The sequence below is a fragment of the Acinetobacter sp. YH12205 genome (genome assembly GCF_013418125.1).
GTDB lineage: Bacteria > Pseudomonadota > Gammaproteobacteria > Pseudomonadales > Moraxellaceae > Acinetobacter > Acinetobacter towneri.
In genome coordinates, this window is sequence record NZ_VPCQ01000003.1 from 340,526 (window position 1) to 362,211 (window position 21,686).

At 40.8% G+C, this 21,686-nt stretch carries 20 protein-coding genes and 1 rRNA gene; 2 read left to right on the top strand and 19 right to left on the bottom strand.

Going from position 1 to position 21,686, the window contains the following annotated elements; genetic code table 11:
- Positions 1–100 precede the first annotated feature (100 nt).
- From FTU92_RS06000 to FTU92_RS06020, 5 genes are all read right to left on the bottom strand, one after another.
- On the bottom strand, positions 101–922 hold the full coding sequence (locus FTU92_RS06000) for a class I SAM-dependent methyltransferase (RefSeq protein ID WP_179989105.1): 822 nt from the start codon (positions 920–922) through the stop codon (positions 101–103).
- Complete coding sequence (locus FTU92_RS06005; RefSeq protein ID WP_136143576.1) at positions 916–1,740, bottom strand: undecaprenyl-diphosphate phosphatase; 825 nt, start codon at positions 1,738–1,740, stop codon at positions 916–918. The genes FTU92_RS06000 and FTU92_RS06005 overlap by 7 nt, the downstream gene beginning before the upstream one ends.
- Positions 1,741–1,752: 12 nt before the next feature.
- On the bottom strand, positions 1,753–2,418 hold the full coding sequence (gene tsaB, locus FTU92_RS06010; protein WP_096902124.1) for a tRNA (adenosine(37)-N6)-threonylcarbamoyltransferase complex dimerization subunit type 1 TsaB: 666 nt from the start codon (positions 2,416–2,418) through the stop codon (positions 1,753–1,755).
- Positions 2,419–2,578: 160 nt separating this feature from the next.
- Complete coding sequence (locus FTU92_RS06015; RefSeq protein WP_131261917.1) at positions 2,579–3,109, bottom strand: gamma carbonic anhydrase family protein; 531 nt, start codon at positions 3,107–3,109, stop codon at positions 2,579–2,581.
- Positions 3,110–3,140: 31 nt separating this feature from the next.
- Complete coding sequence (locus tag FTU92_RS06020) at positions 3,141–3,737, bottom strand: CoA pyrophosphatase (protein ID WP_004975226.1); 597 nt, start codon at positions 3,735–3,737, stop codon at positions 3,141–3,143.
- A 123-nt stretch (positions 3,738–3,860) separates the two neighbouring features.
- Here FTU92_RS06020 and FTU92_RS06025 point away from each other — a divergent pair, with 123 nt between their 5' ends.
- Positions 3,861–4,409: an NUDIX hydrolase gene (locus tag FTU92_RS06025; RefSeq protein ID WP_026438436.1), complete on the top strand. Its 549-nt coding sequence runs from the start codon at positions 3,861–3,863 to the stop codon at positions 4,407–4,409.
- Between the two features lie 101 nt (positions 4,410–4,510).
- Here FTU92_RS06025 and FTU92_RS06030 read toward each other — a convergent pair whose 3' ends face one another.
- The 6 genes from FTU92_RS06030 to FTU92_RS06055 all read right to left on the bottom strand — a co-directional run bounded on the left by FTU92_RS06030 (position 4,511) and on the right by FTU92_RS06055 (position 12,688).
- Positions 4,511–6,421 carry a flagellar protein FilF gene (locus FTU92_RS06030; protein WP_180095861.1) on the bottom strand — a complete coding sequence of 637 codons (1,911 nt, stop codon included), beginning with the start codon at positions 6,419–6,421 and terminating at the stop codon, positions 4,511–4,513.
- 20 nt (positions 6,422–6,441) lie between these two features.
- Positions 6,442–7,794, bottom strand: a complete 1,353-nt coding sequence (filE, locus tag FTU92_RS06035) for a putative pilus assembly protein FilE (protein ID WP_180095863.1) — start codon at positions 7,792–7,794, stop codon at positions 6,442–6,444.
- Positions 7,788–9,452 carry an OmpP1/FadL family transporter gene (locus FTU92_RS06040; protein WP_004975217.1) on the bottom strand — a complete coding sequence of 555 codons (1,665 nt, stop codon included), beginning with the start codon at positions 9,450–9,452 and terminating at the stop codon, positions 7,788–7,790. Before FTU92_RS06040 ends, filE begins: the two co-directional genes overlap by 7 nt.
- Before the next feature lie 12 nt (positions 9,453–9,464).
- A complete protein-coding gene (locus tag FTU92_RS06045; protein ID WP_180095864.1) occupies positions 9,465–10,595 on the bottom strand; it encodes a hypothetical protein in 1,131 nt (376 codons plus the stop codon).
- 46 nt (positions 10,596–10,641) lie between these two features.
- Positions 10,642–11,475 (bottom strand): C39 family peptidase, encoded by an 834-nt coding sequence (locus FTU92_RS06050; protein ID WP_131261921.1) that lies wholly within the window; start codon positions 11,473–11,475, stop codon positions 10,642–10,644.
- A 193-nt stretch (positions 11,476–11,668) separates the two neighbouring features.
- Positions 11,669–12,688, bottom strand: coding sequence for a DUF6160 family protein (locus FTU92_RS06055; protein WP_180044420.1), 1,020 nt, complete (start codon positions 12,686–12,688; stop codon positions 11,669–11,671).
- A 255-nt stretch (positions 12,689–12,943) separates the two neighbouring features.
- On the opposite strand from FTU92_RS06055, the gene pabB reads away from it, so the two are divergent.
- The gene (gene pabB / locus FTU92_RS06060) at positions 12,944–14,284 is read left to right on the top strand and encodes an aminodeoxychorismate synthase component I (protein ID WP_180095866.1); all 1,341 of its coding nucleotides are present in this window, start codon (positions 12,944–12,946) and stop codon (positions 14,282–14,284) included.
- Between the two features lie 66 nt (positions 14,285–14,350).
- On the opposite strand, the gene hisC is transcribed toward pabB, so the two are convergent.
- From hisC to rrf, 8 genes are all read right to left on the bottom strand, one after another.
- Positions 14,351–15,439: a histidinol-phosphate transaminase gene (gene hisC, locus FTU92_RS06065; protein ID WP_180095868.1), complete on the bottom strand. Its 1,089-nt coding sequence runs from the start codon at positions 15,437–15,439 to the stop codon at positions 14,351–14,353.
- Positions 15,440–15,574: 135 nt separating this feature from the next.
- A complete protein-coding gene (gene hisD / locus FTU92_RS06070) occupies positions 15,575–16,879 on the bottom strand; it encodes a histidinol dehydrogenase (protein ID WP_162495523.1) in 1,305 nt (434 codons plus the stop codon).
- Positions 16,880–17,065: 186 nt separating this feature from the next.
- Entirely contained in the window at positions 17,066–17,770 is a 705-nt protein-coding gene (gene hisG / locus FTU92_RS06075) for an ATP phosphoribosyltransferase (RefSeq protein WP_004975201.1), read from the bottom strand.
- Positions 17,770–19,026, bottom strand: a complete 1,257-nt coding sequence (gene murA / locus FTU92_RS06080) for a UDP-N-acetylglucosamine 1-carboxyvinyltransferase (RefSeq protein ID WP_180095870.1) — start codon at positions 19,024–19,026, stop codon at positions 17,770–17,772. The genes hisG and murA overlap by 1 nt, the downstream gene beginning before the upstream one ends.
- A 7-nt stretch (positions 19,027–19,033) precedes the next feature.
- A complete protein-coding gene (gene ibaG / locus FTU92_RS06085) occupies positions 19,034–19,285 on the bottom strand; it encodes a BolA family iron metabolism protein IbaG (RefSeq protein WP_004975198.1) in 252 nt (83 codons plus the stop codon).
- Between the two features lie 138 nt (positions 19,286–19,423).
- Complete coding sequence (hpf, locus tag FTU92_RS06090) at positions 19,424–19,756, bottom strand: ribosome hibernation-promoting factor, HPF/YfiA family (protein WP_004975196.1); 333 nt, start codon at positions 19,754–19,756, stop codon at positions 19,424–19,426.
- 166 nt (positions 19,757–19,922) lie between these two features.
- Positions 19,923–21,377 (bottom strand): RNA polymerase factor sigma-54, encoded by a 1,455-nt coding sequence (locus FTU92_RS06095; protein ID WP_180095872.1) that lies wholly within the window; start codon positions 21,375–21,377, stop codon positions 19,923–19,925.
- Positions 21,378–21,585: 208 nt separating this feature from the next.
- A 5S ribosomal RNA gene (rrf, locus tag FTU92_RS06100) occupies positions 21,586–21,686 on the bottom strand; the annotation flags it as partial.

Genomic DNA, 21,686 nt, shown 5'->3' on the forward strand with positions numbered 1-21,686 from the left:
CTTGTCGTCGTAATTATCAATTGTCAATTTTAACTATATAACAAATCTTTGCGCATTATAGAAGCATTGAACGCCTTGCCACTGCTTTAGTGGTAGAAATCTACCCATTGTTCAAATTTGCTTGGAAATAGGCATCAAATCGGCAAGCATCACCCTGCCATTGATGTGTGGTTTCCTGCCCCGCCAAAAATACAGCCAAACGTGGGCGCTTCACCACAACACGTTTGGCAATTTGCTGTGCCAAACCCAGTAAATGATCACCTAAATCCATTTCGCCATCTTCAGGTAACAGCAAATGTAATAACTGCATTTGTTTTTTGACTTGTGCCTGCTTTTTCTGCGCCTGTTGATGTTGATCTCGCTGCGGAAACATCGGGTCTAAATACACCACATCAACCACTTTGCCCTGCGCTGCGCAGTTGCGTAAATAATCTGCTGAATCTGTAAAAACCAACTGGATACGGGCAACAACACTTGCTAAAAAAGGATCATCTGCGGCTTGGCGTTTAGCATCCTCCAACAAAGTAAAAAGAATAGGATGACGCTCCAACAACGTGACCTGAGCACCCAAGTGTGCCATGAGTAAGCTGTCGTGTCCTAATCCTGCCGTAGCATCAATTAGGCTTGGTTTTTCCGACAAATTACAGGCACGAGCAATCATTTCCGATTTTAAAGAGGCACGTTTCAATCGCCCAACTTCAGCTTTCCAATCGGGTTGCATTTTCATGCCATTGGCACACAACCACAACCCTTCAGCATCTACACACAATGCCAATTCAGGGTTCAAACGCAAAAAACGCGCATTGAGTTTTTCTACTGTTTCAATGCACGTTTGCACGCCTCTAGACAAAAGCACAGCAGAATAATGCTGTGCTTGAGTGAGCCACTCGGCTTCGGTGTATAAGCGAAGTTCGCTTACCATAGTTTCCAGCCTGTGAATGCGAACAATAAAATGATTAAACCTGAAGCAATACGATACCAAGCAAAAATCATAAAATCACGTTTCGCCACATAAGCCACCAATGCACGGATCAGCAAAAGTGCGGAAACAAAAGAGACGATGATCCCGAAGCTGAGTACGGTCCAATCTTCAGTAGTTTGGAATACATCATAGCTTTGATATAAGTCGAGCAAGCCTGCGCCAATAATGACAGGAATTCCCAAAAAGAAGGAAAACTCAGTTGCTGCTTTTCGCGATACACCCAAGAACATCGCGCCAATAATAGTTGCACCTGAACGCGAAGTCCCCGGAATCAGCGACAATACCTGAATTAGACCAATCCAAATCGCATCTCGATAAGTTAGTTCTTCAACCTCATGGGCACGTACTTGTGGTGGATGTTTTTCAATCCACATAATAATAAAACCGCCAATAATCAAACCAATCGCCACGGCAACATCATTAAAGAGTAATTCTTTTACAGTCTGCCCAAAGGTCAATCCAATCAGAATAATTGGAATAGATGCCATAATCAGACCAAAGCCCAAGCGTCGACCTTTTTCTTCGCCAGTAAACATGCCTGTGGCTGCGCCCCATAGACGTGTCCAGTACTCATATATGACCGCTGCAATTGCTCCCATTTGAATGGCAATCACAAATACATCGCTTTTTTCTTTGGTCCAAAAGTCCATTAGCTCTGCAGCGAGAATCAAATGTCCTGTGCTAGAAATGGGTAGAAATTCGGTAATCCCTTCTACAATACCCATAATTGCCGCTTTGAGCAGCAGTAAAAGATCCATAAATAACCCTAATTATGCCTTGCCTTGTTCTGGAATTTTTTTCCAAGCATTGTCACGTAAATAGACAGGCAATGCTTGTTCTGCGCTGACCCATTGCTGTTGCTGTGCACAGACGCGTGCAATAGTAGCAATATCTTGTGCGGTTGCACTTAAGCCTTTGTATTGTATTTGTTCTTGATCAATGAGACCTGCACCAGAACCGACCAATTGAAAGCGTACCGTCTGTGCAGCATCGCTATAATTCAATAATTGTTCCTGATCAACCGCCTGCATGATTCCTTGTGCATCTAGCTCAAAACTGGCGATATACACTTCATTCATGCGTGCATCCAACACAGCCGTAACTGCAGTTAATCCTTCAAGACGATAAGCCGCCTGCGCCAATGCCTGCAAAGTCGATACAGGAATTACAGGCACATCATGCGCCCACGCCAAAGCTTGCGTGACTGCCGCATTAATTCGCACACCGCTAAAAGAACCCGGGCCACGGCTAAAGGCAATTGCAGTCAGATCAGCCGTACTAATTTGAGTTTCAGCAAAGCCTTGCTCAATCATCGGTAAGATGGTTTGCGTTTGTGCTTTTGCTCGCGCATCTAATTGAAAAAAGAGTTCCTGTGTTTCATCTACAATCGAAACGGAACACTGCTCATTGGCAGTTTCCAATGCCAGCAATTTCATGCACAACCTTCAAGGAGTAAATATCAAAAATTGGCGTTATGATACTCCACTCCTGAAATTCACGCGAGGATTTACATGCCTTAGATTGCAATTCCTGAGTATAAAATTCTATGTAATTACAGCTAAAAAATGCGTTTGACTAAACGATGCAAATTCTATTTTAGAGTGTTGCAGGCTCTAGGTTTACAAAATGCTGAAAATGTTCAGCATAGTGCAGCGCACTCATTTTTAAACGTGCTTCTGCAGACTCATCCAAAGTCTTAACCACTTTACCGGGAGAACCCATCACCACAGAATTATCGGGAATCACTTTCCCTTCAGGAATTAAAGCATTGGCACCAATAATACAGTTTTTACCAATCACCGCATGATTCAGCACCACTGCATTAATACCAATCAGGGTGTTATCGCCCACGGTACAACCATGTAACATCGCCAGATGTCCAATAGTCACATAATCACCAATCTGCATTTCAATACCTGCATCGGTGTGCAACACAGCATTTTCCTGAACATTACTAAAATTACCCAATTTGATTTTACTGTTATCGGCACGTACCACAGCCCCAAACCAAATACTAACTTTCTGTCCCAACTCAACCTGACCAATGACCGTGGCATTATCCGCCACCCAACCATCCCACGGTTGCTGCATTGCTTTCGGGGCATATCCTTTAAATTTATACAACATGGTTCCTTCCTATCTTCACATCAAAATTTTTCTATTTCTTAAATGTTGGTGAATTTAACAAAAACGGCCATTCTTTACGATAATCCAAACCATATTCAAATAAAGACACCAACATCCGCGCTGTTAAGCCCCAAACCACTTCATCTTCAACCTGCATACTCGGAAAATATAATTTTTGTTGTGCAAAGCTCACTTCATACGGCGTTGGTGGCGCTTCCATTAAATGCTGTAAAGAGGCAAAAAAGATCCGATCAATTTCTGAAGGTTGTGGAATTAATTCTACTTTTGGAGGAATCAGCCCCACCACAGGCTTAACCAACATTCCATTACGGGCTTTTTGCATTGGCAAGTCACCAATCAACTGCACTTCAAATGGATTTAATGCGGTTTCTTCCTGCGCTTCACGCAATGCCACCACAATATTACTGGTATCTTGCGGATCGCGTTTGCCACCAGGGAAAGACACCTCACCCGCGTGATTATTGAGTAAGGTAGAACGGCGGGTTAGCAATACCTTTGGATCAGACTCGTCGGTAATGGCAATCAATACCGCTGCATGCGCTTCCATGAACGTTTTAGAAAAGCGCAAACGTTGCTGTAATAGATGCGTGAGCGAATGATCAATCATGCCTTATAATTCTCCTTGTCTAAGTTTTCATCATAGCTGAAATAGGTGGGCAATAGATAGAGAGGATGCCAAAGTTGAAATTTTCAGTTATTCTGAGAACTCCCTTCAACAATGACGATCACTATGAACTTTTGTGGAAATTGTGGACAAAAAACAACAACGAAAATTCCGCTTGGCGATCAGCAATTACGTCAAGTGTGTAGCGCATGTGGCAATATTCACTATGTCAATCCAAAAGTCATTTGTGGTGCATTGGTCGTTTGGGAAAATAAAGTATTGTTGTGTCGTCGTGCAATTGAACCACGCTATGGTTTGTGGACTTTACCCGCAGGCTATATGGAAATGTTTGAAACCATGGAGCAAGGTTCTGCCCGTGAAACCCGCGAAGAAGCCGAAGCGGAAATTGAAATCGAACAACTTTATTGCATGTATAACATTCCACGGATTGGGCAAATTTATGTGCTGTTCAAAGCTCAATTGTTGAATGGTCAATTTGGTGCAGGTGAAGAAACCATCGAATCACGCTTGTTTAGTGAAGATGAAATTCCGTGGTCTGAATTGGCTTTCCCAAGTGTAGAACGTACTTTACAACACTACTTTGCAGATCGAAAAAACAATCATTTTACGACCCACTTAGAAACCTTAGGTTCACGTACAGATCATACGGGTTAAAAACCCCACATGATGTTCATTTGAATCAAGCTAAAATTCGAATAATAAATAGCCCACTCTAAAGTGGGCTATTTTCATCACTATGTCACCTAAAATTAATGCTAAATACGCACTTTATTTGGGTTATAACACTCAGCAACATCTAGACTTACAGCTCCACCTTGGGCTTTCACCAAAGCTTTATCTGCATCAGTTGCTAAAGCAGGGTTTTGAGCCACGTAAGTTGCAAGTTGCGCATGATAAATATTGCTCCACTTCACTGTTGAGCCATTGAAATCAGACAATGTAATACGTGTAGAGTTGGCTGCAACTAAATTGCCAATATTGGCACGTGCACCGCCCACCACTTGACCATTTCCACCTTCAACCGCTTCAATTTTGGTATTCAAACCAATGACTGCGCCATCAAGTTTATGAAATTTTGGATTGGCTAAAATCATACGTAAAGTGACTGCTTTATTGTCGATATCGGTTGCACCTAACACACCTATACGGTATTGCTGCACACCATTTGTATCAACATATTCAACACCAGACTGACGAATTGCTGCACACTGACCAGACATATCGGTTTCTGTGGCATTTGGTGCTATATCTGTACGAATATTGCCATCCTCATCTAAAACAACACCTAATTTGATGCTATCTGTAGTCGTTCCGCCATCAAAATTAAAGGTCAAGGTTGCATAAATTGGGAAAATATAGCGACTGCCTAAAGGTACATTTTTCTGGGTTTTAAAAACGCGATTATCCAAAAAGTTCACAGAAAAGAATTTATAGGCATCAAAAGAACCTTTGAACTGATCGGTACCTATGGTTTGTTGCCATTGACCATAATCTGCAGGATTCGCTGTTGTAGATTTGGTCAATAATTTATAAAAACCTTCCGTGCCTGCAATTAAATAATCATTAAACACCTTACCTTGGGTAATTTTAAAATCATCAGCCGCATTGTCATTCACACTAAAACGGAATGGCCCCTGAATACGTTTATTCAATGGGTTGACCCATGTGGTTTGTGCTGCTGCTACCATACGCTCAGGACGTACTTTACGAATCAATTCACCACTCACCGTTAAAATTGGGTTGGTCGTGTTTGCAGACACCGCACCTTTCCACTGCATACCATAACCGAAGGTATACCCTGAACGGTCTGTAATCAGTTGATACTGCCCAATGAGGTGTTTCAAATCTGCGACCGTAGATTTACAATCTGCCAAATTACAGCCATATAAACCCTGTGGCAATTGTGAGTCTTCTTTGGCTAAAATCGGATAGTTAGCTTGATAAGATGCCGAGTTATTCATGTAAACCAAGGTGTTTAATGCTTGATAAGCATCATCTTGAGATACCTGTGACACATCTACCCACGGGCGTAAAATACTGGCATAAGCCCCTGAACGATAGTCACCAAGCTCAACGGACTCAGCAACATTTGCCAATTGTTCTTTTTTGAGTGTCGTAATCGTTAAAGGCTGAATATCGCCTGCGACAAAATTTTTATTTTCAAGAGATAAAGCCTGTAAAACACGTACAATTGCAGTCGCGACCTGTATAGTTTCGTCACTACTACTTAAACTCGTTGCTTGGCGTCCTGTTAATCCACGTGCCATATCTAACACACTTAAACGTGGATAACCCGCACCTGCAGTACTGACCATTCCAATATCAGACAATGATACTGTGCCTAAATCAATATATTGATTGGTCTTTTCCTGAATAAAGAAGTGGACTTTATCTCCTTCACTACATTTACCTGTTGCCGCATTACTTTTCGGCTCAATCATGGTGATGTAGGTTTTACTGGTATCACTGCTACAGGTAAAATTCAAACCATCCACAGGATAATCCAATGCAAATTCCACGCAGTTTTTTGCTGTACTGGCACAACTCCCGTTGATATACGCCACAGCATTAGGCTCTGGATTAATATTGGCACTTTCTCCACCACAGCCACTCAATGCCGCCATCAATGCTGTCGTTGCAAAAGGTAAAATATGTCTTGTTTTCATCCTGAATTCTCTTATTGTTGTTAGCGTATCGCAATGAGTTTTAATTGCCCTTGGTTACTGAGCGCGCGATGTTCCATATCCACTGCAGAAGCCAATGGCGTTAATAATACATAGTGGCTATTTTTTGGAAGTTGCAGCATACCTTCTATTACCTCGTGTCGTAAGACATTGCCTGCAGTATCCTGATTTCTAAAACCACCTGCACCTTCAATCACACAGCCTTTTTGATCCAGAAAAACCACAAACGGCCAATAAAAGGTCGGTTGATTTTGCTTCATGGCATAAGAGTTGATTTGAATATTTTGAATATTGCCTTCTAACTTCACCAATTCATAATCAAATTTTTCGGTTAAGGGAGCTCTAGGCCACAAATTTAAATCTTGTTGTGCTTTTAAGGTTTTAGCTTTATTTTTTTTGCTTTCAGCAAAACATTGCTGCCCCAAACCCTCAATTGCTTCAGCTTGATTAACACGATAATAGTCTGCAGCCAAAACAATAGCGTGAGGCTCAGCAACCGATTGCTTTTTAAATAATTTATTGAGAACGGAACGGCTTACACCACGTTCACGTTCGACCACTTGCATACGAGTACCACCGCCATTTTTTGTGTCAATTATGCCTTCTGGCATACTATAAAAGCGTTTTTTTCCTTCTAAATTAAACTCCTGATCTTCCAAATACTCACTTTTAACATACTGTTCTCCCGCCATCTCCATAAAACCCGTTTGTTGGGCAGATGCATGCGATGCTTGATCTGGTGTTTTTTTAGAAACAGACACTGTGGATGGATCAATCGCAAATTGCTGAGGAAGCTGTTGTAAATCCTCTAGTACAGATGGTTTTACCGCGACTTTGTTGATCGCTGCTTCTTTTGCCAATCCTGTTTGATGAACAGATTCCGCACTGGAAATATCTTGCTGCACTGCATTTGGCTCAGTGTGTGATGCACGCAATGATGAGTTCTCTTTGCTTTGACTAGCCTGATTTTGTGACATAGCGGATTGTTCTGAGATATTCGGCTTAGACAAATTCAGTTGCTTGCTCGCCTGAACAGAAATATTTTTAGATACCTGAACGGATGTTTGAGCAGTTATCTGCTGTACTTGATGCACCTTGTCTTGCTTAAACTGGTCTTGTTGTTGGTTTTCTTGTAGTTGCTTTTGTTGGACTTGCTTTTGCTGTTGTGCGGTTTCCAACGCCTGTATCGTTTGCTTTTTTTCTGCAGCATTACGCTGCACCACAATTGGACGACCATCTGGTCCAATAATGGTGTAAAACTGATTCGCGTAACACACCGATCCCATACTGAAAATCAGTGTGAGTATCGACTTTGAAAATAAAGTCCGTTTTATTTTCCGTACTGAACTTACCATCGTGTTCTATAACTCAATCCAAGAATTGTAATTTTTGTATCCGTTTTCACATTCAAACCCGCATAAGGGTTTAACAGCAGGTTATTCACACCTTCCTTATTGGCTAAGCTACTGGTATTGGCTGGAATTTTATCCTTACTTTGTAAAAAGCCGATGGATAAATCAAGGTCTGTATCTGCATCAAAACGATATCCCACACCCAGACCGAATAAACGTGCATTATTAATTGGTACCATAGTGTTACGTTTATTGTCAGGAATCGCACTACCACGTGGTTCATAACCCGCACGCAGTTTTAAACGGTCTGTGGCTGAATATTCGATGCCAACACCCCAGTTCCACGGTGACTTAAACTCTAATGGCAAAGCTAAACTGTCATCAGACACATGCTCCGAAAGCAATTTTGCAATTTTTAATGCCGAGATTTGACGGTCAAACTCGAATTTGAATTTATCCCATGCTTTATAGTCAGTCCAGCCCACATCAAAATTGACTTGTAAATCAGGCATGACTTTATATTTTATCCCCGCTTGAAAGTGCGCAGGATATTCAAAATCCATAGAAACCAAACCAGACTCACTGGCTGGAATATAACTTGGGAAACCTAAAATTGCCGCTAAAATCTGACCTGTTGGTGAAGACATCAAACCATTAATTAACTCACGCGGTGCTTTCGAGTTATCAATATGATATTTGCCCTTTAAGCGCATTTTAGCTGCACTCTGATACACCATACCAAAGCTAAAATCTTCTGTCGGTTCCCACAAAATACCCAAGTTATAACTCGGGCTTAAACTTTGCTCAACCGCCAGTTGCATTTGCCCAAAACGGGAAAATGGATTCATACCTTCTTCGGCATTACAAATCCCGAGCAACAAAATATCGGTAATGATGTCTGAATTTTCTTTAAATGGCGTACAGACCACTTCATCCACCATACGTAACATCCCGATCAGTTCATTCGGGAAGCGTAAATCGGTATTCATGGCGATGGCTTGGTAAGACATCCCTATTGACGCACCGACTGACAATTCATCATTGACTTGATAGGCGATAGATGGAGAAAGATAGGTGATACGTTCTAAGGCAACCTGTTGTCCCATAAAGTTACCAGGGTTACCATTTTCGGCACCAAAGCCCGCAATCAACGGCGCATATAATGCGGTGGCAAAGGTCACTTTGGAACCTGGTGGATTATAGGCAATACCGTTGGTTGGCGCTGCCAGTGGCATGCCTTTACCCAAATCGACAAATTTTTTCAGAATCGGGACATACAGCGTTGGATATTCTACATCGGCTTGTACTGTACCTTTAAAATCGGTACAAAAATCGGCCAAAATTTCTGGTCCATCGTTACACACCACAGGGTCATCAGAATAACCAAATACGTCATAACCTGCTGGAACGGAAAGCTCACGCTGTACATCAAAATGTGCCAACACCCCTTGCACATCTGTTTGCAAACCTTCAATCTTGGTCAGTGCAGCAGGGTTAAAGTGAATCGCACTAATACCAGGAGGATCTGCAGTGACCGCATTCCCCATAGTCAAAGAACGAATATCGACAGATAAGTTTTGTCCAAGCTGCGCAAAAGCAGCCCCTGAACAGCCCGACAGTATAATTGCAGTCACTAACGGGCGAAGTCGTATCATTTTCATGCGACTAGCCTCTTAGCGAATTTTTTTACCGAAACCGAGAATATCCAGTGGGAATGACAAACCAAGTAATACGTCTGGCGCGTCTTCGGTCAGACCGATTCCTACCGTACCATTCACAATGGTTTCAGGTGAAACGCGAACGCCTAATGAAATAGCCAAAGTCGAACTGGTCTGGTCTGCAGGTGAATAGCTTTCACCCGTATGATAAGTAAACTCCGAACCTGTATTAAAGCTTTGCTGATAGGACATGGTCATCGACACATCGTAGTTAAACGAATAAGCAAAACCAAAAGCAAAACCACCACTAATACCTGGCTCAAACTCTTCAATAATACGGCTACCGCGAATTTGATTGAGACCGCTTTCTTTAAAACCATAGTTGGCTGAAGCAGAAGCAAACAATACAACTGGGTCAATATACTTACGCGTACTTGCACCGATGCCTGCAGAGTAGTAACCCTTACCTGTTGATAAATCTTTAACAGGATTAATCTCGTAAGGACTATCCCCCGTTTTGGTCGATAAATTTGCGAATAAAATTAAAGGTAAACGCCCCGCTTTTAATGGGAATGGCTCCCAACGTGCACCTAAAGAAATATCCCCCAAGCCTGCTGCCGTGGCATCTTTTAACAAGTCTGACTTTGCAACCAATGGTACAGAAGCAGATAAAGTTAAATTGTCACGCAAACCATATTGTGCGGTGAAGGTGTTAGTTAATGCGTGGGACGCATTTTCTTGCACACGAAGCTGATACAACTGACCTTGAGCCATTTCAAGGTCGAGCTGCGTATCACGATGATAGGTATAATCAATATCATAATAAGATGAAATATCACCTTGTTTCATGAGCGAGTATTGACGCTCATTCGAGGTAAATACTTCTTCTAAATTCGCCTCTTTGGTTGCATCGCCCTCTTGCTGTTGCAAAGCAGATGATGCTGCTTGTACGCCATTTGTAGCGACAACCGCACTATTTGTTTCAGCACTTGTATCTGCAGTTGATGCTGCTGTATTTGATACTTCTGCCTGTTCAGCTGTAGTTTCATATTCCCCTAATTGCGTCTCCTCTGCGGCATAAGCCACCCCAAATGCCATTTGAATACTGAGAGCCAATAAGGTTTTATTCATCCATTTACGATCCATGATTTACCCCTTCCATTTTTTATTTTTGTATTTCGTGAACAACTAATTACTTGTTTTTATAGTAGAGTCTTAAAAAACGATGCTCGTACTGTCCATAATTTTCGGAATCTTTATTTACATTACGTTCCAGACGTATTGTCGATGCTTTATCGGCTATTTTTTCCATCGCAAATTGTGGATATTGAATATCAACAAAGGCATAACGATTCACTGTTGCATCTTCCACATGACGTAAATCTTTTTCATGTAATGCCAACATATTTTGTCGATGCTGAGGTGCTACATTAATTAAGAACAGGGTGTTATTTTCCCAAACGTCCTTAAATCGTTCTTCATCAAAACTAATATTGCCCAAAGCTGGGTCAGCCACATAAACCCGCCCATTTTTATAGGCTTTATACACCACAAAATGTTTAAAACCTGCATAAGAAATTGGTACGATTGCAGGCTGCCCTTGCTTGACTAAATCTTCAAATTCACCACGATACCCCCCACTCTCTAGCCCTAAAGCAGCAACAAAGCGCTTCATATCTAACAATGAAAAACTACGACGCTCGATAATTCGCTCATACTCTCCATAACGAAGTAAACCACTCATGGTCTGTTGTTCGTTCAGTTGTGTGCCAACATAACCATTGAGCAAAGTCGTTAACGCTGCAGAACCACAGCTATAGTCATAGGCTTGGCGTACAATGCCACGGAATTGATCTTCTAAAGCAGGTTTAATTTGCACAGGTTCTCTATGCATACGGGTAAATGAATTATTTCTAGAATCCAAAGTTTCTGTATAGTGCACAGCTTCTGGATGCTGTTCTTTTAAATCAAAGGCTTGTGTGGCAGCGTAATAGATCAATGCCGAGCCCAAAGCGATCTCTAACATATATTTTTACTTTTTAGTTCTCGGCAATACCTGCCTAATATTTTTATTTTTAGAGTTTTCACTCTACTTCCTTGTATTTAGAAAGATACTCGTTTTATAGAAAAAAAAAAGAGCTTTCTATATTTTTTTGCGAACTCATCAGTTTATTTGTAAAAAAAAGCGCGTGAATTCACGCGCTTTTTCAGTGTTTAAATTAGTGACCCGAAATGGTGATTTTTGCACCTTGTGTATAACCAGCAGGTTGCAATGTATTACCACCGTAATAAGTTTGTAAGCCTTGAACTTCCATATCACCAATAGAAGCAGCAGTCTTACTGCCTAAACGGATACCTTGTACATAATTATCTTTTGCACCACCATGGCTAATGATTTGAATATAGCCATTGTTTGCACCTTCCTTACCTATCACACTAATATCTTGCTTTAAGGTTAAGTCCGTAGAATTAGCATCTGCAAACTTAATACTTTCAATAAAGATTTCACCTGCTGCACGATTACCTACAGTACCATCACCAGTACCTGCTTTAGTAGAGTTATCTAAAATACCTAAGTTTGCAATTTCTAAACCACCCACCATTGTGGTATCAAGTTTAATCATGGCACCTTGTGGCGCTGCACCCAATTGAATATTGGCATCCATTTTACCTGTTTTTAACGTTAAGCCAGATAAAATTGCATTATAGTTGTTATCATCATTACCACGACGAATGCTCGTAGCACCTGCTACTGGCTTAGCATTCGATGCAGAGACACCAATTTCACCAATATTAATTTCAAGCCCAGCTACTTGAGCAGCTACGTTAATAAATGCACCACCATCAGCAGTATCACCAGCATCTGTATCAATGACTAAATCTGCTAAATTATGAGATGCTAATAAATATTTTGTCGGATTACTTAAATCAGACATATTAGCTTCAATGACTACACCATGATTCGCTGTTTTTCCTTTTCCATTAGCTTTAATTACAATCGCACCAGCATCTCCAGTACCACCAAAACCTAGGTCACCAGCAGCACCTTTTGCAGCCAAACCATCATTATCATGGATTAAAAGTTTTTCGATTTCGATTTTAGAAATACCAATCCCGATGCTTAAACCATCTTGACCAGTAGTTGCGCTTAATGCAGTATCGTCCATTGCCTGCATTGCCATTGCATTTGTCGTTAACGCAATTGATGATACCAAAGCAAGTTTAGTAAATTTTTTCATCTTGTTACTCTCCCGAGAGTATTATTTTTTTGGTTTTACCACTCAGTGCTAGTAATTGTTTTTTTATTTGATGAGGACAACACTAACACACATTCCTTGAGTAGTCGGTTTGCACATACAAAGGTATATCTGAGTTATTTTTTGTTCAACTGCTGTTTGTCGCAATCCACATCTTACCGACAAACGGTTATTTGCTTTTTATCTGCTGCAATCATGTAAAATAGCCTTTTAAAATCTCTCAGCTGTTTACGCTTTATGTCCTATCCTACTCATTTTAAAAAATTATTCTGTGAACCTGAATATGAGGCTGCAAGAATTTTGCAAGCTTTGGCAGCACTTTCACATTGTATTTATTTGCAAAATAATGGAAAGGCACGTATTGCTTTTTTGGCTGAACGCTATTGTGTGCAGCAAAACCATCAACATTTTTACTTTCAAAAAACGGCATTGGATCAATATGAATTAAGTCCAACTCAATTAGATTTAACAGCTCATCTCGGTGCTTTAGAAGATGCTGACACCGCCCCATTTTGCAGTGTAATGGGGTTTGTTTCGTATGATGCAGCAGCACAGCAACACATCAATATGCAGTCTCGTCCCCAGCCAAGTATTTTTTTAGGTCAATTTAAAAGCTATTTACAGCAAGAAACTGATGGCTGGTATTTTTATAGTTCAGACGATGCTGCTACTCAAATCTTTGATTTTATTTTAAATTTATATACTCAATCAACCATAATTGAACAGTTCCAATTAAGCCAAAAGTGTCAAGCACGCTGGAATTTCACAGATTACCAACGCGCCTTTCAACATGTTCAAGACTATATAGTGGCAGGAGATTGTTATCAAATTAATCTTACGCAAGAGTTTAGCGCTGAGGCTCAAGGTCAACTTTTAGAGACTGCAGCTCAGTTTTGGCAACTGACCAATGCACCTTATGCAGGTTATTTACGTATTGGTGATTTTGAAATTTTAAGTTGTTCGCCCGAACTCTTTATCGATTTTGAGGAAAATCGAAAAATTACCACAAAACCCATTAAGGGCACGATGCCACGCTATGATGATCCTGAATTAGACCGACAATCGAAACAACAATTAAGTGAATCTAAAAAAGATCAGGCCGAAAATGTGATGATTGTGGATTTATTACGTAATGATTTAAGTGTTTATGCCGAAACTGGCAGCGTCAAAACGCCAAAGTTATTCAATATTGAATCCTTTAACCAAGTGCATCACATGGTCAGTGAAGTGACTGCAACACTAAAAGCCGAGATGAATCCTTTTGATGTGTTGATGTCTGCCTTGCCAGGTGGGTCAATTACAGGCGCACCGAAAATTCGTGCCATGCAAATTATAGATGAACTCGAAGGTGCAGCACGTGGCGCCTATTGCGGCTCTATGGGTTATTTTGATGCCGATGGAACGGGTTCTTGGAATATCCTGATCCGTTCTATTCAGAAATATCAGCAAGATGTTTCATTATGGGCTGGTGGTGGCGTCACGATTGCATCTGTTTGTGAAGCAGAATATCAAGAATGTTTTGACAAGGTTTCAGCGATGTTGGACTTATTGAACCGCTGGTACAAACCTGCGCAATAGCATGTCGCAAAAACAAAAAAAGCGAGTGAATTCAATGCTTTACTCGCCTCTACGATATTTTAACAATTAAGCCAAAATATCGTATTTTAAAGTATCTACTAAGCGTTGATTTTGATCATCTGTACCAATAGTAATGCGCAAATATTGATTGATGCGTGGTTTATTAAAATAACGCACAATAATACCGCGTTCACGTAATGCTGCAGCTAATTCACCCGCATCCTGTTGAGGATGTGATGCAAAAATAAAGTTGGCGTGTGATGGCAATATCTTAAAGCCCAAGCTCGTTAAATCCGCCACCAATTTCTCACGGCTTGCAATAACTTTTTGGCATTGTGCTTCAAAATACGCCTGATCTTGAAAAGATGCCACCGCTGCTGCAATCGCAAAACGATCCATTGGATAGGAGTTAAAACTATTTTTCACGGCTTCCAGTGCGGCAATTAAATGCGGTTGCGCAATCGCAAAACCAACACGTAAACCTGCCAAAGAACGTGATTTAGATGTGGTTTGACACACCACAAGATTATCGTACTTTTCTACCAATTTTACTGCAGACTCTGCACCAAAATCGACATAAGCCTCATCAATCACCACCACTGAATTTGGATTGGCCTGTAAAATTTCTTCAATCGCACTTAAACCCAAAGCAATACTGGTCGGTGCATTCGGATTGGCGATGATGATGCCGCCATTGGCTTGCTTATAATCATCAACCACAATTTCAAAATCATCATTTAAAGGCAAAATTTTAGTTTTTACCCCAAAAAATTGACTATATACAGGGTAAAAACTATAGGTGATATCCGGATACAGTAACGGCTGTTCCTGAACAAAAAAAGCCTTAAAAATATGTGCAAGGACTTCATCTGAACCATTGCCAACAAAGACATTTCCAACAGCTACATTTTGCTGTTTCGCAATGGCTTGCTTAAGCTCAGACGCATCTGGATCTGGATATAAACGCAGTGCATCTGCCGAGTTTTCTAAAACCTTTTGCACCGCTTCCACCACTTTAGGCGAAGGTGGATACGGGTTTTCATTGGTATTCAATTTTAATAAATTTTGAATTTTTGGCTGCTCACCCGGTACATAAGGCTCTAGCTCACGTACTTCAGGGCTCCAAAAACGCATTTGTTCTGCTGTGATATTCATTTTGTATTCTCTTTAAACCCTCTCCTAACCTCTCCCAAAGGGAGAGGAATTTTCATTACTAAAGACACAAAATTTGTGTGGTTTAAATTCCCCTCTCTTTATTAGGAGAGGGTCAGGGAGAGGTTGTAATGCTATTTATGATTGATAACGATAACGTGCTGATCGTGCATGCGCATCCAGATTTTCCTGCTTCGCTAAAATATCAGCGGTTTTCGCCAAACTTTTCACGCCCTCAGCTGAACACATAATCAGACTTGAGCGTTTTTGGAAATCGTAAACACCCAATGGCGATGAAAAACGTGCTGTACCCGACGTTGGTAATACGTGGTTTGGCCCTGCACAATAATCACCAATCGCTTCTGGTGTATAGCGCCCCATAAAGATCGCACCCGCATGACGAATTTCTTCTGCCATCACTTGTGGATCATCCATACACAACTCCAAGTGTTCGGGCGCAACTTGGTTGATCAATTCAATCGCCTCTTGACGATCTTTGACTAAGATCAATGCACCACGATTTGCAATAGAAGTGCGGGCAATTTCAGCTTTAGGCAAATTCGCCAAGTGCTGTTCAATCGCTTGTTCAACCTGATTCAGCAATTGCGCATCTGGTGTAATAAAAATAGATTGTGCAACCGTGTCGTGCTCGGCTTGGGAAAGTAAATCCATCGCCAACCATTCAGGATTATTTTCACCTTCGGCATAAACCAAAATTTCGGATGGCCCTGCAATCATATCAATGCCGACCTGACCAAACACAGCACGTTTTGCAGCCGCCACAAAGCGGTTACCCGGCCCCGTAATTTTATCTACCGATGGGATGGTTTCTGTACCATAAGCCAATGCAGCAACAGCTTGCGCTCCGCCAATGGTAAATACACGAGTCACCCCTGCTAAATATGCAGCCGCCAAAACCAATGGATTGAGTTCACCATTCGGTGCAGGTACCACCATAATAATTTCAGGTACACCAGCAACATGCGCAGGCACGGCATTCATGAGCACAGAAGATGGATAAGATGCCAAACCACCCGGTACATAAATACCAACGCGATCTAATGGCGTGACTTTTTGCCCAAGTGTATTGCCCAAAGCATCAACATAAGTCCAGCCATCCTGCTTTTGCGCTTGGTGAAATTCACGAATACGTACAGCAGCCAATTCCAAAGCTTCACGAACTTCGTTATCTAAAGCATCAAATGCGGCTTTCAGTTGTTCCTGACTTAACTCAAGTTCTGAAAATTGATGCGCTGGATGTCGATCGAACTGTTGAGTGAGTTTAAGAACCTGAGCATCACCGTGCTGACGCACATCAGCAATAATTTGATCTACAGTTTTTAAAAGTTCAGGATCACTGACAGTTTCAAAAGCCAACAAGTCTGCAAAGGCTTGTTTAAAGCTTTGATCTTGAGTCGATAAACGTCGCATCAATTTACCCACAAGGTTTGATAGAAAAGTTTAGTTTACCTTGTTTCTAGGGCTTTGTGGGAATCTATACATGGCGAAAGCAGTATGTTTTGATGGAAATTCACGTTCGAAATCATTCAAGAACAGAATCATGCACGAACATAAAAAAACCGCCATTGAATGACGGTTTTTTGAGAAGGCAGGATGATGGATACAAAGTTAAGCAGATTGTTTTGCCAACTCTCGTTCTGCCACAGCTTTTTCAAGTTGTGCCAAAATTGGATTGAGCAAATCTTGCTTGCGCTTAAAACTGGCTTTATTGACAATTAAACGTGAAGATACTTTACAGATTTCTTCTAGCGGCTCTAAACCGTTGGCACGTAAAGTATTACCTGTATCAACCACATCGACAATGTAATCACCCAAACCGACCAATGGTGCTAATTCCATTGAGCCATAGAGTTTAATGACATCAACCTGCTCACCTAAGCTGGCATAATATTGACGGGTCAAATTCACATATTTAGTGGCAATTTTTAAACGACCTTTTGGACGCTGCATACCAACTTTGCCCGCAGTCATTAATTTACAATTGGCAATTTTCAGATCCAGCGGCTCATATACATTTTGAGCGCCATGCTCCATCAGCACGTCTTTACCCGCAACCCCAATATCTGCCGCACCATTTTCAACATAAGTTGGTACATCAGAGGCACGTAAAATTAAAATACGCACTTGTTTATGTGTGGTTGGGAAAATCAACTTACGTGATTTATCTGGATCTTCCAGTAAATTAATTCCCGCAGTTTCTAATAAAGGCAAAGTTTCTTTTAAAATTCGCCCCTTACTTAATGCCAAAGTTAAACCATGATCAAAATTGCCCATGACGTCAAAATTTGGATCATCGTTTCTCATGTCATTCATCAATTTACTCGCTTAATTTGGGCGCCTAAACCTTGTAACTTTTGTTCTACATTTTCATAACCGCGATCAATATGATAAATACGGTCAATCAATGTTTCGCCTTCTGCCGCCAATGCTGCTAACACCAACGAGAATGAGGCACGTAAATCAGTTGCCATAACAGGTGCAGCAGAAAGTTTTTCTACGCCTGTCACCACCGCATCATTGCCTTCTACCTGAATATTGGCACCCATACGTGACAACTCAGGGACATGCATAAAACGGTTTTCAAAAATAGTTTCCGAAATGGTAGCAAAACCGCGTCCAATCGCATTCACCGCCATTAACTGTGCTTGCATGTCTGTTGGAAATTCAGGATGTGGTAAAGTTCTGAAACTCACGGCTTTAGGGCGCTTGCCCATCATGTCCAGTTCAATCCAGTCATCGCCACGTGTGACTTCCGCACCCATTTTTTCAAACTTATCTAACACAGATTCTAGCAAGGCAGGATCGGTATGTGTGGTTCTGATTTTACCGCCCGTAATTGCAGCTGCAGCCAAATAAGAACCTGTTTCGATACGGTCAGCAACTACTGAATACTCACAACCATGCAAGTGTTCAACACCTGTAACCACTAAAGTATCGGTGTCTAAACCTTCAATTTTAGCGCCCATTTTGATGAGCATTTGCGCAAGGTCGGTAATTTCAGGTTCACGTGCAGCATTACGAATAGTGGTAACACCATCTGCCAATACCGCAGCCATGAGAATGTTTTCTGTACCGCCAACAGTGACCATATCAAAGACCACTTCGCCACCTTTAAGGCGACCATTGACTTTGGCATTTACATAGCCATTTTCAACTTCAATTTCTGCGCCTAAAGCTTCAAGTGCTTTAAGATGTTGATCGACAGGACGTGAGCCTATTGCACACCCCCCTGGCAAAGATACTTTTGCACTACCATAGCGCGCAACCAATGGGCCAAGCACCAAAATAGAGGCACGCATGGTTTTTACCAATTCATAAGGTGCAAATTGGTTGTCCAACGTTGAGGTATCTGCAATGACTGTATCGCCTTCATAAGACATTTTAATGCCCAAGCCTGCGATCAACTTCACCAAGGTATTTACATCTTTTAAATTTGGAACATTTTTCAATGTAATTGGCGTTTCTGCAAGAATCATTGCAGCAAGAAGTGGCAAGGCTGCATTTTTTGCACCAGAAATACGCACTTCACCTTCGAGCTTATTACCGCCCTGAATTAAAAATTTATCCATTAAATTATTAAGCTCCAAATAAGCTTGCTTTACGCCATTCTTCTTGTGTCATTGCACGAATTGTAACCGCATGAACTTCACCGCTGGCAATATAGCTATTCAATGGTGCATACACTGCTTGTTGACGAGCAACAGGACGCTTACCTTCAAACTGATTATCTACAATACGAAGATCAAACTTGCCGCCTTGCCCACTTACAGCAACTTCAGCCTCTGGAAAAGCAGCTTTTAAAATTTCAGTGAGCTGTTCACTATTCATCACAAAGACCTCTTATAGGACCAACGGTGTAAAAACCTGTCATTTTACTATAAATAGAAAAAATAATTCATTAATCCTATACATTATCGCAATAAAAAAAGAGGTTTATCCAAAACCTCTTTTTAAATCACATTTTAACTAGATGGCTAAAGGCTGATAATCCAGCTGCATCTTCCGATGTTTTTCTAACTGACGTTTTAATTTTTCTGTCATCATCTTAATTGAAGTATACATATCATCTGCACTAGCCTGCGCAAAAAGCTCCGTTCCAGGTAAACGAATAATCGCTTCTGCAATATGATTGGCGCTACCTTTTTTAGAATGTTTATCGATTTGATGATCTTTACTTAATTTCACCTGCATACTATTGACCTGATCCAGATGTTTGGTCATTTGTGCAAATTTAAGTCGAATATTTTCTTCAATTGCAGGGGTGATAGCTAAGTGATGTCCACGAATTGTTATTTGCATAATTCTATCCCTCACCTTCATTAGGATTAGGAAGGCATAGTTCACATGATTGATTGCCAAATAACAGATCACTGTAGCGGTCACTTTAAATCATGTCTAACTATTCCTTCAAAAAAGATTCATTATTTGGTCATAATGAATCCTTAGAATAGACCAATTTTAAAAATTAGATCAAGACTTTTCGTTCAGAAGATGACGGAATATTTAATGACTCACGATATTTCGCAACTGTTCGGCGTGCTACATCAATTCCCCCTTCCTTAAGAAGGTTTGCAATTGTGTTGTCTGACAAAGGTTTACGTGGATTTTCCTCTGCAATTAATTTTTTTATCTTGGCGCGAATCGCAGTTGAGGATGCTTCTCCACCTGAACTTGTTCCAACATGACTTGAAAAGAAATATTTCAATTCAAATAAACCACGTGGAGTTAACATATATTTATTGGTGGTCACCCGTGAAACTGTAGATTCATGCAACTCCACCTCATCGGCAACATCACGCAAAATCAACGGTTTCATTCCTTCAGCACCAATTTCTAAAAATTCACGTTGATGTTGCACAATGCAGGTTGCGACTTTTAATAAAGTTTTATGACGCTCATCGACACTTTTAATAAAGTTTTTTGCATCCAACATTTGATTGCGCAAATATTGATTGTCTTCGCTTTGATCTGCGCGTTTAATCATATTGGCATAAAATGAATTGATTCTAAGCTTCGGTACAACATCAGGATTCAGCTGCACCTGCCAATGGTCCTGCTTTTTACTGACCACCACATCTGGAATTTGATAGTCTGACTCCTGATCTTCAAATGCTGTACCAGGATGTGCTTTCAATGTTTTTAATAAAGCCACTACATGCTGAAGCTGATCTGCGCTTAAACCCGTTTGCTTAATTAACTTGGCTAAATCATTCGAAATTAATAGCTCATAATGCTGCAAAAGTTGCAGCGCCTCCTGCCGATAAGGTACATCTGCAGTCAAACTTTCAAGCTGAATAGATAAACATTCCGCTAAATTACGCGAACCAATACCAATCGGATCTAAACGCTGAATATGTTTCAAAACCACCAAAACTTCATCGTCTTCAACTTCATCTTCGTATTCCATGGAGATCAATAAATGCTGTACAGATGCAGTGATTTCAGATATTTCACAATCCAAGAAACCATTGTCATCCAAAGCATCAACAATACAATAGGCAATGAGCTGCTCGACTTGAGAAAAATGCAACAGATTGATTTGTTGCATCATGTGCTCTTTTAAACCTAAATGCCCCTGACGATTATCCTCGCGCTCTTCATATTCCGCTGCGCCCAAACTCGTTGGTAGATGGGTGTACACATCATCCCAGTCTGTATCGACAGGCAAATCATTCGGTAGATGATCTGCATTTAATTCTTTGGTTAAATCCTTTTGATCACGTTCTTGTTCTTCTAAGGTGGATAAACTTTCAACACTACTTTGTTCTTCGACTTTTTCTAATAAGGGATTACTATCCAACTGAATTTGAACTTCTTGCTCAAGTTCCAAGCTCGAAAGTTGAAGCAAACGAATGGCTTGTTGTAACTGCGGTGTCAGTGACAAGGAGTTTGCAACTTTTAATCCAACCGATAACTTCATTTTCACCCACTCTTTTAAATTTATGTTTTTCAACAACTTAATATATAAGTTTTTGATAAGCAATTTCTATGCCGTTTTATTAGGTATAACATAGATTTATCAAAAGACATAAAGATTTTAATCAGAAGTTCTGTTCAGATTTCTTTCTACTTTTCTTTCCCTCATAAAAAAACACCCCCAACGCTAGTTGAGGGTGTTTAGAATAATGAGCTGGCGATGACTTACTCTCACATGGGTAACCCCACACTACCATCAGCGCGAAGAGGTTTCACTTCTGAGTTCGGGAAGGGATCAGGTGGTTCACTCTTG